Source organism: Streptomyces sp. NPDC001515 (genome assembly GCF_053597115.1).
On the sequence record NZ_JBSFHN010000006.1, the window covers coordinates 234,082 to 246,056 of the forward strand.

The following is an 11,975-nucleotide window of genomic DNA, read 5'->3' on the forward strand; positions in this document are numbered from 1 at the left end:
GACGCCGCCCCGTCCGACGCCGCCCCGTCCGGAGCCGCCGTGTGCGTGGTGCTCACTTCTTGTCGAGTACGTCGACGTAGGCGTCGATCGCCTGCTCGTTGGAGCGGGGGCCGCCGGCGCCCCAGACCCGTGCCGGGAAGGCGTGGGCGCGGCCTTCCTTCACGGCCGGGAGGGTCTTCCAGATCGGGTTCTTCTCCAGCGCGGCGACGTATCCGCCGGCGCCCTCGTCGTTGGCGTAGAAGAGGTTGGCTCCGCCGACGGCGACGAGTCCTTCGACGTCCGTCTGCGCGAGGCCGTAGGAGGGGTCGACGCCTCCGTTGCCGTGCTTCTTGTCGACGCTGCTGGTCCAGGCGGGCTTCAGGCCGAGTTCCTTGCCGAGCTCGGTGAAGAGGGCGCCGTCGCTGTAGGGGCGGACGGTGAGGTTGCCGCCCTCCAGCCAGCCGTCGAAGAACACGAAGTCCCGGGTCGGCAGGTCGGCGTCGACGACCTTCTGCTTGGCCTCCGCCAGGTGCGCGTCGAACTCCTTGAGCACCTGGTCGGCCCGCTCGGTGCGGCCCGTCGCCTTGCCGATCATGCTGAACACGTCGCGCATGTTCCCGATCGGGTCCTTGGGGTTCGCCCCGCGCGTGGCCATGACGGGGACGCCGCGCTTCTCCAGCTTCTTGACCGTCTCGTCGTCGGCGTCGAACGCCTCGACGACGATGAGGTCGGGCTTGGCCGCGTAGAGGGTGTCGAGGTCGGGCTCCTCGCGGGTGCCGATGTCCGTCACCCCGGCGGGCAGCTTCTCCGCGCTGACCCAGGTGCTGTACCCCTTGACGTCGGAGACGGCGGTGGGGGTGACGCAGAGGGTCAGCGCGTCCTCGACCTGCTGCCATTCCAGGACGGCGATGCGCTGGGCGGGCTTGTCGAGCTTCACCTGGCGGCCGACGCCGTCGGTGAGGGTGACCGGCCCGGTCGAGGTGGCCGTGGTGTCCTGGGCGCAGTCCTTGGACGCGGCGGACGGGGCGGCGCTGCTGCCCGACGTGATCGTCTCGGCGTCGGTCGTCCCGCAGGACGTGAGGGCGAACAGGGCGAGCCCGGTCGAGGCGGCTGCGGACGTCAGGCGACGGGCACGGTTCATGGGGATCCTCTTTCTCCGGCCGGTCGGACGGACCGGGCCGGAACGATGCGAAGGGGGCGGCGTACGGGCCGCTCGGGGAAGGGGCGTCACGTCAGGAGAGGTGGCGCCCGAGGGGGTCGATGCGCAGGCGGCCCGTACGCGGGTCGATGCCGGCCTCGACCCGGATGTCGTAGACCTCGCCGATGTTCTCGGCGGTGAGGACGTCGGCGGGCGGGCCGGCCGCGTACACCCGGCCGTCCCGCATGAGGACGAGCGTGTCCGCGACCCGGGCGGCGTGGTCCAGGTCGTGCAGCACGATGCCGACCGCGATGCCGTGCTCCTCCACGAGGTCCCGCACCAGATCGAGCGTCTCGAACTGGTACCTGAGGTCCAGGTGGTTGGTCGGCTCGTCCAGCAGGACGACGCCGGTGTCCTGGGCGAGGCAGGCGGCGAGCCAGACCCGCTGCATCTCGCCGCCCGACAGCTCGCCGACCTGACGCCCCGCCATGTCGCGTACGCCGGTGACGCCCATGGCCCGGTCGACGGCGGCCGTGTCCTCGGGGGCCGGTCCGGCGAAGCCGCGCCGGTAGGGGTGGCGTCCGAACGCCACGACCTCCGCGACCGTCAGCCCCTGGGGAGCGGGCCTCGACTGGGAGAACAGGGTCACCTCGCGGGCGAACCGGCGGGGGGTGAGCAGGGCCGCGTCGTACTCGTCGGGCCCGTCGGGGGCGCCGAGCGTCACCCGGCCCGCGTCCGCCCGGTGCAGCCGGGAGAGCGCGCGCAGCAGCGTGGACTTCCCGCTGCCGTTCGGTCCCACGAGGGCGGTCACCCGCCCGGATTCCAGAGTGACCGAGACACCGTGGACGACCTGGGCGCCGCCGTAACGCAGCACCAGGTCGCGCCCGTTGAGCGCCGCCGCCGGGGCGGAAGCGGAACGGGCCTGGAGTTCTCCGGCACGCCGGAAGGAGCTTGTGAACATGAGAGGGTCCGGATGATCGGAGGGGCGCGGACGCCGGGTACCCCGCCCGGCCGTCACCGGCCGGGCCGCATGCCCGGCCGCACGCGGGCAGCGCCGAGCACGTCGAGCAACAACTAAGGGTTACCTAACTTCGGGAAGTCTATATTCCGCTTACCGGGCCGACAATCAGGTGTTCTCGCCACCCGATACGGGATTCCGGACACCCGGACGCCGGAAACCGGAAGAGCCGGGCCCGCCGCGCCGGGTTCCGCCGTACGGAGGACCCGGACCGCCCGGAAAGCCGCGCGGCCGTGGCGCGGGGCCCCCGGCAGTCCGCGTCAGCCGTGGTGCGGCGGCTGCCGGACCGGCTCGGGCGCCGGGTCCGCGGTGCCGAAGAACGCGCCGGGCGTGGTCCCCATGACCCGCCGGAACGCGGCGATGAAGGTGGAGGGCTGCGCGTAACCGAGGCTCTCGGAGACCGACGTCACATCCCATCCGCCGGAGAGCAGCATCAGCGCCCGGTGCACCCGCAGCATCTGCCGCCACTGCGCGAAGGACAGGCCCGTCGCCCGGCGGAACGCGCGGGTGATCGTCCGGTCGCTGCTCCCCGCCTCCCGCGCCCAGTCCTCCAGCGAGCGGCCGTCGGCCGGGTCGTGGAGCAGGGCTTCGGCGATCGCGTCGATCCGCCGGTCACCGGGCAGCCGCAGCGCCAGTTGGTGCTCCGAGGGCCGGATCACGTCGAACACGACGGCCTCCGCCCGCAGCCGGGCCGCGTCGTCGAGATCGGTCCGCGCCAGATGGGTCAGCAGGGACGTGAGCAGCGGCGTCATCTCGATCGCCTTCGGCTCCCCGAACGCGATGGGGGTGCGGTCGGGGGCGAAGAAGGCGTCGTGGAACCGCGCGCCCTCGGTCGCCCGGCCCGCGTGCACCACGCCGGCGGGCATCCACAGTCCGTGGCCCTCGAACACGGTGAAGACGCGGTCGCCCACCCGGGAGGTCAGCGTCCCGCCGCGCACCCAGACGAGTTCATGCAGGTGATGGGCGTGGGGCTCCCATTCCGTGGGGGCGGGGACGATCCGGAACTCCGCGCGGACGGCACCGGGGGCCCCGGGCCGCTCGGGCAGGGCACCGGCCCGGCGGGTCACCGTGCCCGCCTCGCGCCGCCACATCCCCGGGGTCATCGCACCTCGGGACGTCCGGACCATGCGGACGAGTCTAGGCGCGTGTCCGGAACGTCCCGCACCCCGTCCCCGTCCCCCGTCCGTCGCCCCGGCGCCCTCCGGGCCGACGACGGGGAACTCTGTACGGGGAACTCCGTACGGGGAACTCTGTACGGGGAACTCCGTACAAACCCCGGGCGCCCGGTACAAGCCCCGGACGCCCGTGTCCAGACCCCGCAACCCCCGGTCCGAACCGGTTCCCATTGGGCCGTGTGGCATCGAACTCATCGCCAAGGTCGGCGAAAGCGCGTGTCCCACACCCGCTTCCCGGCACCCGGCGACCTACGTTGTCCCGGTGGAGCAGCCCAGGACACGTCCCCCGCAGCGCAGGCAGACCCGGCAGACCCCCCTGTCCCCGCTCGGCACCAAAGCGGCCCCGGGTGCCGCCGGGCCCTCGGGCGCCCCGGGTGCCGGCGCCCGCGCCGGACGGGGTTCCGGGGCGACCGTCTACCGGGTGACGAACGGGGCGGGGCGCCCGGGGCGCCCGGCCGTTCCCGCCCTGCGGCGACTGCCCAACCCCCGGCTGACGGGCATCGGGGCGGGGCTCTTCGCCGCCGCCGTGATGTTCGTCCTCGCCTGCCTGGACTGGCTGGTCCTCGACGCCTCGCCGACCGTCTACGGCGTGCTCTTCCTCCCGGTCAGCGCGCTCACCGCGCTCTGGGTGCGCCCCGCCGACCTGGTCACCGCGCCGATCAGCGTGCCGATCGCCTTCGCCGTCGGCATCATCCCGATCGCCGGCGGCACGGGCGGCTTCGGCGGCCGGACCATGGCCGTCGTCACCGCGCTCGCCGTGCACGCCGGCTGGCTGTACGGCGGCACGCTGGTGGCCGGTGTCATCGCCACCGTGCGCAAGGTCCGGCTGATGCGGGCCCGGCAGCGGCGGCTCCTCATCGCCGCGCACACCGCCCGGCCCGCCGGACCGTCCGCTGCCGCATCCCGGCCCGCCGGGCCGCCCGCCGCCGCACCCCGGACGCCTCGCCGCACCTCGCCGCAGTAAGCGTGAGGGGCCTCGTCCGCAGTGCGCGGAGGGGGCGTCCACCGTGAACGGGCGGGGCGTCGTCCGCAGTGCGGAGAGGGCTCAGCGCCCCGCCGCCGCCATGGCCGCGCCGACGATCCCCGCGTTGTTCTGGAGCTCCGCCGGCACCGTCTCGGCCCGTACGTGCTCGATCAGCGGCAGGAACTTGTCGGCCTTGCGGCTGACGCCCCCGCCGATGACGAACAGCTCAGGCGAGAACAGCATCTCCACATGGGCCAGGTACTTCTGCACCCGGTGCGCCCAGTGGTGCCAGCTCAGGTCCTCGTCCTCCTTGGCCTTCGTGGAGGCGTGCTTCTCGGCGTCGTGGCCGTGCAGCTCCAGATGGCCCAGCTCCGTGTTGGGGACGAGCCTGCCGTCGATGAACAGCGCGCTGCCGATGCCCGTACCGAGCGTCAGCACGATCACCGTGCCCTTGCGGCCCCGGCCCGCGCCGAAGGTCATCTCCGCGATCCCGGCCGCGTCGGCGTCGTTCAGGACGGTGACGGGGAGGCCAAGCTTCCCGGTCAGCAGGGCGCGGGCGTCCAGGTCGATCCAGCCCTTGTCCACATTGGCCGCCGTGCGCGTCACTCCGTCCGTGACGACGCCCGGGAACGTGATGCCGACCGGCCCCTTCCAGTCGAAGTGGCCGACCACCTCGGCCACGCATCCGGCCACGTCCTCAGGGGTGGCCGGATGCGGGGTGAGCACCTTGTGGCGCGGCTGCGCCAGATCGCCGCGGTCCAGGTCCACGGGCGCGCCCTTGATCCCGGAACCGCCGATGTCCACACCGAAGATCTCCATGGGATCCACGGTACGGGCAGCGGGGCCCGCCCACTTCCGGAACGCGAAGCCCGGGGGACGGCGTCCCGCCGCCCCGGCTACTCGGCCGCCAGCTCCGCCGCCTCCGCGCGCAGGTCGCGGCGGAGTTCCTTCGGCAGCGAGAAGACGATGGACTCCTCGGCCGCCTTGACGATCTCCACGTCCTCGAAACCGCGCTCGGCCAGCCACGCCAGCACCCCGTCGACCAGCACCTCGGGCACGGAGGCGCCGGAGGTGACACCGACCGTGGAGACGCCCTCCAGCCAGGACTCGTCGATCTCGTCGGCGCCGTCGACCAGATGGGAGGCGCCCGCGCCGGCGCCGAGGGCGACCTCGACCAGGCGGACCGAGTTCGAGGAGTTCTTGGAGCCGACGACGATCACCAGATCGGCGTCGGCGCCCATCTGCTTCACGGCGACCTGACGGTTCTGCGTGGCATAGCAGATGTCGTCGCTGGGCGGCGAGACCAGGAGCGGGAACTTCTGCTTGAGCGCGCCGACGGTCTCCATCGTCTCGTCGACCGACAGGGTGGTCTGGGAGAGCCAGACGACCTTGGACGGGTCGCGCACCTCGACGTTCGCCACGTCCTCGGGGCCGTCGACCAGGGTGATGTGGTCGGGGGCCTCTCCGGAGGTGCCGATGACCTCCTCGTGGCCCTCGTGGCCGATCAGCAGGATGTCGAAGTCGTCCTGCGCGAAGCGGACGGCCTCCTTGTGGACCTTCGTGACGAGCGGGCAGGTGGCGTCGATCGTGGCGAGCTTCCGCTCGGCCGCCTCCTGGTGCACGGTCGGGGCGACGCCGTGCGCGGAGAACATGACGATCGAGCCCTCGGGGACCTCCGCCGTCTCCTCGACGAAGATCGCGCCCTTCTTCTCCAGGGTCTGCACGACGTACTTGTTGTGGACGATCTCGTGGCGCACGTAGACCGGGGAGCCGTACTGCTCCAGGGCCTTCTCCACGGCGATCACGGCACGGTCCACGCCCGCGCAGTAGCCACGGGGAGCGGCGAGGAGGACGCGTCGGGGGGTCGTAGCAGTCATGCGCCCCATCGTAACGGCCTCCTCCTCGGCGGGTGGGGCCGTAAGGCCGTACCCGACGGGCGCGCGGGGCGGCGGGTACGGAGACTGGTCCCGACGCTACCTACGGAGGGCTCATGGCCGGCAACGGGACGGATTCCGGCTCCACGGAGCAGGCGCGCCTGCGGCGGACGCTCGGCTTCCGGGACCTGGTGGTCTACGGGCTGCTGTTCATCGCCCCGATGGCCCCGGTCGGCGTGTTCGGCACCCTGGACGCCAAGTCGGACGGTGCCGTGGCGCTCGTCTACGTGGCCGCGACCGTCGTGATGGCGTTCACCGCCTTCAGCTACGCCCAGATGGTGCGGGTCGCCCCGCTGGCCGGTTCGGTCTTCACGTACGCGCGCAAGGGGCTCGGGGAGGGGCCGGGGTTCATCGCCGGGTGGATGGCGATGCTCGACTACCTGCTGATCCCGGCCGTCGCGTACCTCTTCTCGGGGATCGCGATGAACGCCCTGGTGCCGGAGGTCTCGCGCTGGGTGTGGACGGCCCTCGCGGTGGTCGTCACCACCTTCCTCAACCTCTGGGGGGTCCGGGCGGCGGCCCGGGTGGGCTTCGCGGTGCTGGCCATGGAGATCGCCGTCCTGCTGGTCTTCCTGGGCTCGGCGGTGGTCGTGCTCGTCCGGGACGGGGCGCGGCGCGGCTGGCTGACCCCGCTCACCGGTGACTCCGGGTTCTCCACGACGGCCGTGCTGGGCGCGGTGTCGGTGGCGGTGCTCTCGTATCTGGGCTTCGACGCCATCGCCTCGTTCGCGGAGGAGGTGGCCGGCGGTTCGCGGAAGGTGGCCCGCGCGGTGCTCTTCTGCCTGGTGCTGGCGGGGGCGCTGTTCGTCGCCCAGGGGTATCTGGCGGCGCTCCTGGAGCCGATGTCGTCGGCCGAGCTGGCCGCCGATCCGGAGGCGCAGGGGTCGGCCTTCTACGACACGGTGGACGCCTCGGTCGGCACCTGGCTGCACGATCTCGTGGCGGTCAGCAAGGCCATCGGGGCGGCGTTCGCGGCGCTGGCGGGGCAGGCGGCCGCCGGGCGGCTGGTCTTCGCGATGGCCCGGGAGCGGCGGCTGCCCGCGCTGCTGTCCAAGGTCGACGCGCGGTCGGGCGTGCCGCGTCCGGCGATCCTGATCGCCGCCGCCATCACCCTGGTCGCGGCGGTGTGGGCGGCCCGGCGCGACGACGGTCTCGACCATCTGGTCTCGGTGGTGGACATCGGGGCGCTGACCGCGTTCGTCCTGCTGCACGCGTCGGTGGTCGGCTGGTTCGCCGTCCGCCGGATGGAGGGGCCGCCCGTGTGGTGGCGTCATGTGCTGATCCCCGTGGTCGGGGCGGGGATCCTGATCGCGGTGATCGTGGAGGCGACGGGCAGCGCCCAGATCGTCGGCGCCTGCTGGCTGGCGGTGGGGCTGGCGGTGCTCGTCGCCCAGCGGGGCCGGGTGGCGGGACGGTCGTAGAACCGTTCGCCGCCGGTGCCGGGGGCCCTGGAACCGCTCGCCGTCGGTACCGGGGGCCCATGGAACCCTTCGCTGTCGGTGGCGGCCGATACGCTCGCCGCATGGCTCTGCAAACTTCTCCGGACGCCCCGCTGCCGGTCGGTGACGTGTCGCGGCTGATCGGGGGCTGGATCGACCGGCTGGGCGCGGTCTGGGTCGAGGGGCAGATCACGCAGCTCTCGCGGCGGCCGGGGGCCGGGGTGGTCTTCCTGACGCTGCGCGATCCCTCGCACGACATCTCGGTGAGCGTGACCTGCTTCCGGCAGGTGTTCGACCGGATCGCGGACGTGGTGACGGAGGGCGCGCGAGTCGTCGTCCTCGCCAAGCCCGAGTGGTACGCGCCGCGCGGCCAGCTCTCACTGCGGGCCACGGAGATACGGCCGGTGGGCATCGGTGAGCTGCTGGTGCGGCTGGAGCAGCTGAAGCGGTCCCTGGCGGGCGAGGGCCTGTTCGCCGCCGACCGGAAGAAGCCGCTGCCGTTCCTGCCGCAGCTGATCGGGCTGGTCTGCGGACGGGCCTCGGCGGCCGAGCGCGATGTGCTGGAGAACGCCCGCCGCCGCTGGCCGGCCGTCCGCTTCGAGGTGCGCAACGCCGCGGTGCAGGGGGTGCACGCGGTGAACCAGGTGGTGCGGGCGGTCGAGGAGCTGGACGCGCTCGACGAGGTGGACGTGATCGTCGTGGCGCGCGGCGGCGGCAGCGTGGAGGACCTGCTGCCGTTCTCGGACGAGCAGTTGATCCGTACGGTGGCGCGGTGCCGCACCCCGGTCGTCTCCGCGATCGGGCACGAGCCGGACTCCCCGCTGCTCGACCTGGTCGCGGACGTCCGCGCCTCCACGCCGACCGACGCGGCGAAGAAGGTCGTGCCGGACGTGGGCGAGGAGCTGGACCGGGTGCGGCAGCTGCGGGACCGGGCACTGAGGACGGTACGGGGGCTGCTCGACCGGGAGGAGCGGGGCCTGGCCCACGCCCTGGGGCGGCCCTCGATGGAGCACCCGCACCGCATGGTCGACGAGCGCGCCGCCGAGGTGGACGCGCTGATCGGCCGGGGCCGGCGGGTCCTGGGCCATCTGCTGGACCGGGCGGACTCGGAGCTGGCCCACACCCGGGCCCGGGTCGTCGCGCTCTCCCCCGCCGCGACCCTGGAGCGCGGTTACGCGGTCCTCCAGCGGGCGGACGGGCACGTCGTGCGCTCCCCCGGGGACGCCGGCCCGGCCGGTGACGCCCTGCGGGCCCGGGTCGCGGGCGGCGAGTTCACCGTACGGGTCGCGGAGCCGGACGGGGCCGCACCCGATCAGACCGACCGAAGCGACGCATAGGGTGGATCACATGACGGACGAGGCGGCAGCGGCCACGGGCACGCTCGGCTACGAGCAGGCGCGCGACGAGCTGATCGAGGTGGTGCGCCGGCTGGAGGCCGGCGGGACCTCGCTGGAGGACTCCCTCGCGCTCTGGGAGCGCGGCGAGGAGCTGGCCGGGGTGTGCCGCCGCTGGCTGGAGGGCGCGCGGGCCCGGCTCGACGCGGCCCTGGCGGACCCGGACGACGGGGCGGAGAGCCGGCCGTCCGCGGGTACGGAGTAGCTGCGCGGGCGCAAGGGGCCCGCGCTGTGGAGTGGATCACTCCCCCACCGTTTTAGTTGAAAGTTAACCTAATCCTGCCGTACGGTGATCCGCGTTGCCCGATCCCCGCGTACGTCCGGAAGGTAATCCCCCGATGTCCCTCGTTCTTGACCCCGCCGCCCAGGACCTCCTCTTCCGCGAGGCCCGTACCGCCAACACGTTCACCGACGAGCCGGTCAGCGACGAGCAGGTCCAGGCGATCTACGACCTGGTCAAGTACGGCCCCACCGCGTTCAACCAGTCGCCGCTGCGCGTCGTCCTGGTCCGCTCGGACGAGGCCCGCGCCCGTCTGGTCTCCCACATGGCCGAGGGCAACCAGCCCAAGACCTCGACCGCCCCGCTGGTCGCGATCCTGGCCGCCGACAACGAGTTCCACGAGGAGCTCCCGGCCCTGCTGCCGCACTTCCCGCAGGCCAAGGACGCGTTCTTCTCCGAGCGCCCGGTCCGCGAGTCGGCCGCCGGTCTGAACGCCGCCCTCCAGGCCGCCTACTTCATCATCGGCGTCCGCGCCGCCGGCCTGGCCGCGGGCCCGATGACCGGCTTCGACGCCGCGGGCATCGAGAAGGAGTTCCTGGACGCCGACCACAGCCTCCTCATGGTCGTCAACATCGGCAAGCCGGGCGAGGACGCCTGGTTCCCGCGTCTGCCGCGTCTCGCGTACGACGAGGTCGTCACGACCGTCTGAGCCGCCGCCCCCAGGGGCGTACGCACACGAGGAAGGCCCCGGAGCAGCGCTCCGGGGCCTTTGCCGTGTCCGCCAGCCCTTGGCGCACGCGCTCCGCTCAGGAGGTCTTGAGCGCCGCCGCCATCTCGGCCAGCCGCTCCGGCGACGCGGAGCCGGTCACGACCGTCGTCGTGCCCTTGTCGTGGCGCACCAGCGCGTCGTAGCGCGGGCCCTCCCAGCGCTGCCAGGTCTCCCCGGCCACCTGCTGGGTGCGGCCGGTGTCCTTGGCCTGCTGGCTCACCTCGGTGACGTACTTCTGGACCGCGGCGGTGGACTGCTCGACCGCGACGTACTTGCCGTCCGGGTCGAGGAAGCCCAGGTGCCAGCTGTTGCCGGAGGCGCCGTCGTACCGCACGGAGGTCGCCTTCCACTCATCCGTCAGACCGCCGGGGGCCGCCACCGGGTACGGGGCCGCGCGCCGGGCCGTCAGGAGCTCCACCCGGTAGTCGACGGCCTTGACCGGATCGGCCTTGTCGTCGTGCGGAACGAAGAGGTAGACGACGCCCGCCACGGCGGCGATCACCATCACCGACAGGAACATGTCCCGCGCTGTCTGCTTGCCACGCTGCTTTGCCACGGACCCATCGTCGCATCAGCGCCGGCCCGGCCGAACCGGGGGCGCCCGCTCAAAAGTGACCCGGTCTGCTCATTTTATCGACGTGACGATAGAGTCACATCACCCTCATCCGGTCGTCGTCGTACAGAAAGGTGCGCTCCGATGTCCGAGCATCATCTGCCGTCGCAGTTGGAGGTCTCCCCGGAGGCCCCCGACCGCAACCTCGCTCTGGAGCTGGTCCGGGTCACCGAGGCCGCCGCCATGGCCGCCGGGCGCTGGGTCGGCCGCGGGGACAAGATCGGCGCCGACGGCGCCGCCGTGAAGGCCATGCGGACCCTCGTCTCCACCGTGTCGATGAACGGTGTCGTCGTCATCGGTGAGGGCGAGAAGGACGAGGCCCCCATGCTGTTCAACGGCGAGCGCGTCGGCGACGGCACCGGGCCCGAGGTCGACATCGCGGTCGACCCGATCGACGGCACGACGCTGAACGCCAAGGGCATGCCCAACGCGATCGCCGTGCTGGCCGCCGCCGACCGGGGCGCCATGTTCGACCCGTCCGCCGTGTTCTACATGGACAAGCTGGTGACGGGCCCCGAGGCGGCCGAGTTCGTCGACATCAACGCCCCCGTCTCCGTCAACATCCGCCGCGTCGCGCGCGCCAAGAACTCGATGCCCGAGGACGTCACGGTCGTCGTCCTGGACCGGCCGCGCCACGAGGGCATCGTGAAGGAGATCCGGGAGACCGGCGCCCGGATCAAGTTCATCTCCGACGGCGATGTGGCCGGCTCCATCATGGCCGCCCGCGAGGGAACCGGCGTCGATCTGCTCATGGGCATCGGCGGCACGCCCGAGGGGATCATCTCGGCCTGCGCCATAAAGTGCCTCGGCGGTGTCATCCAGGGCAAGCTCTGGCCGAAGGACGAGGCCGAACGGCAGCGGGCCCTGGACGCCGGGCACGACCTGGACCGGGTGCTGTCCACGGACGACCTGGTCAGCGGCGACAACGTGTTCTTCGTGGCGACCGGCATCACCGACGGCGAGCTGATGCGCGGGGTGCGCTACCGCTCGGAGACCGCGACCACCGAGTCCATCGTCATGCGGTCCAAGTCCGGCACGATCCGCACGATCGCCTCCACCCACCGGCTCTCGAAGCTGCGCGCGTACAGCGCGATCGACTTCGACCGCGCGAAGTGAGCCCCCGCCGCGCGAGGTGAACCCCGCCGCGCGCGGCGGACCGGACGCGCCGGTCCCGTCCGCCCGAAGAGGCGCCCCCCATGTGCGGTGGGGGCGCCTCTTCGCGCGGGCGGGACCCGGCCCGTTTCCGGGCCCCGGGCCGTTTCCGGGCCCCGGGCCGTTTCCGGGCCCCGGGCCGTTTCCGGGCCCCGGGCCGTTTCCGGGCCCCGGGCCGTT

The 11,975-nt window shown here is 72.8% G+C and carries 12 protein-coding genes; 6 read left to right on the plus strand and 6 right to left on the minus strand.

Translation table 11 applies throughout. The annotated features are described in order from the left end of the window. Positions 1-52 precede the first annotated feature (52 nt). The 3 genes from ACWCXC_RS09870 to ACWCXC_RS09880 all read right to left on the minus strand — a co-directional run bounded on the left by ACWCXC_RS09870 (position 53) and on the right by ACWCXC_RS09880 (position 3,262). Complete coding sequence (locus ACWCXC_RS09870; RefSeq protein ID WP_450683593.1) at positions 53-1,120, minus strand: ABC transporter substrate-binding protein; 1,068 nt, start codon at positions 1,118-1,120, stop codon at positions 53-55. A gap of 91 nt (positions 1,121-1,211) precedes the next feature. Continuing rightward, positions 1,212-2,078 carry an ABC transporter ATP-binding protein gene (locus ACWCXC_RS09875; RefSeq protein WP_450683594.1) on the minus strand — a complete coding sequence of 289 codons (867 nt, stop codon included), beginning with the start codon at positions 2,076-2,078 and terminating at the stop codon, positions 1,212-1,214. A 317-nt stretch (positions 2,079-2,395) separates the two neighbouring features. Continuing rightward, positions 2,396-3,262, minus strand: coding sequence for a helix-turn-helix domain-containing protein (locus tag ACWCXC_RS09880; RefSeq protein WP_450683595.1), 867 nt, complete (start codon positions 3,260-3,262; stop codon positions 2,396-2,398). Between the two features lie 469 nt (positions 3,263-3,731). Between ACWCXC_RS09880 and ACWCXC_RS09885 the strand changes: the two genes are divergently transcribed. Continuing rightward, entirely contained in the window at positions 3,732-4,274 is a 543-nt protein-coding gene (locus tag ACWCXC_RS09885; RefSeq protein ID WP_450683626.1) for a DUF6542 domain-containing protein, read from the plus strand. 81 nt (positions 4,275-4,355) lie between these two features. Here ACWCXC_RS09885 and ppgK read toward each other — a convergent pair whose 3' ends face one another. Then, positions 4,356-5,093 (minus strand): polyphosphate--glucose phosphotransferase, encoded by a 738-nt coding sequence (gene ppgK / locus ACWCXC_RS09890; protein ID WP_450683596.1) that lies wholly within the window; start codon positions 5,091-5,093, stop codon positions 4,356-4,358. Positions 5,094-5,170: 77 nt separating this feature from the next. After that, the gene (locus ACWCXC_RS09895; RefSeq protein WP_450683597.1) at positions 5,171-6,160 is read right to left on the minus strand and encodes a 4-hydroxy-3-methylbut-2-enyl diphosphate reductase; all 990 of its coding nucleotides are present in this window, start codon (positions 6,158-6,160) and stop codon (positions 5,171-5,173) included. A 104-nt stretch (positions 6,161-6,264) separates the two neighbouring features. Between ACWCXC_RS09895 and ACWCXC_RS09900 the strand changes: the two genes are divergently transcribed. From ACWCXC_RS09900 to ACWCXC_RS09915, 4 genes are all read left to right on the plus strand, one after another. Continuing rightward, the gene (locus ACWCXC_RS09900; protein ID WP_450887835.1) at positions 6,265-7,629 is read left to right on the plus strand and encodes an APC family permease; all 1,365 of its coding nucleotides are present in this window, start codon (positions 6,265-6,267) and stop codon (positions 7,627-7,629) included. A gap of 101 nt (positions 7,630-7,730) precedes the next feature. Then, a complete protein-coding gene (xseA, locus tag ACWCXC_RS09905) occupies positions 7,731-8,984 on the plus strand; it encodes an exodeoxyribonuclease VII large subunit (RefSeq protein WP_450887837.1) in 1,254 nt (417 codons plus the stop codon). Between the two features lie 10 nt (positions 8,985-8,994). Next, complete coding sequence (locus ACWCXC_RS09910) at positions 8,995-9,246, plus strand: exodeoxyribonuclease VII small subunit (RefSeq protein WP_450683600.1); 252 nt, start codon at positions 8,995-8,997, stop codon at positions 9,244-9,246. A 133-nt stretch (positions 9,247-9,379) separates the two neighbouring features. Then, the gene (locus tag ACWCXC_RS09915) at positions 9,380-9,970 is read left to right on the plus strand and encodes a malonic semialdehyde reductase (protein ID WP_450683601.1); all 591 of its coding nucleotides are present in this window, start codon (positions 9,380-9,382) and stop codon (positions 9,968-9,970) included. A 97-nt stretch (positions 9,971-10,067) separates the two neighbouring features. Here ACWCXC_RS09915 and ACWCXC_RS09920 read toward each other — a convergent pair whose 3' ends face one another. Beyond that, positions 10,068-10,586 carry a DUF4245 domain-containing protein gene (locus ACWCXC_RS09920; RefSeq protein WP_450887840.1) on the minus strand — a complete coding sequence of 173 codons (519 nt, stop codon included), beginning with the start codon at positions 10,584-10,586 and terminating at the stop codon, positions 10,068-10,070. A 141-nt stretch (positions 10,587-10,727) separates the two neighbouring features. Here ACWCXC_RS09920 and glpX point away from each other — a divergent pair, with 141 nt between their 5' ends. After that, positions 10,728-11,759 (plus strand): class II fructose-bisphosphatase, encoded by a 1,032-nt coding sequence (gene glpX, locus ACWCXC_RS09925; protein ID WP_450683603.1) that lies wholly within the window; start codon positions 10,728-10,730, stop codon positions 11,757-11,759. Positions 11,760-11,975: the final 216 nt, after the last annotated feature.